A 488-nucleotide genomic window follows, 5' to 3' on the forward strand; every position below is an offset into this window, starting at 1 on the left:
GTCGAGTTTGTCCTGCGCATCTTCCAGCGACAGGAACCAGTGAATGTTCAGGCATTCATCCCGCAGACTGCCGTTAAATGATTCAATAAACGGGTTATCCGTTGGTTTTCCGGGGCGGGAGAAGTCCATTGTAACACCGTGCTCATACGCCCATTTATCCAGACTTTTCGAGATAAACTCGCTGCCGTTATCTGTCTGAATACGTACCGGCAGGCGCTTGCCCGGTACCCGCAACCTTTCCATCACACCGACCACATCCTCACCTTTCAGCGACTTTCCGGCATGGATCGCCACACACTCCCGACTAAAATTATCCACTACAGTCAGCGCCCGGAAACGTCGTCCGTTAAACAGGTTATCCGACACGAAATCCATACTCCAGCACTGATCGACTCCGGTCAGGACCGGACGTTGCTGACGATGTGCTGCACTGACATGCCTGCGGGGGCGCTTTCTGCGCAGGTTGAGGCCTTCCAGACAGTAAATCC

1 protein-coding gene is annotated in these 488 nt (G+C 53.7%); it reads right to left on the bottom strand.

Translation table 11 applies throughout. The annotated features are described in order from the left end of the window. The coding region (locus tag ACKLKD_RS28000) for a DDE-type integrase/transposase/recombinase (protein WP_142381973.1) at positions 1-488 on the bottom strand (488 nt) is incomplete at both ends.

Source organism: Klebsiella sp. 10982 (genome assembly GCF_048589245.1).
GTDB lineage: Bacteria > Pseudomonadota > Gammaproteobacteria > Enterobacterales > Enterobacteriaceae > Klebsiella > Klebsiella quasivariicola.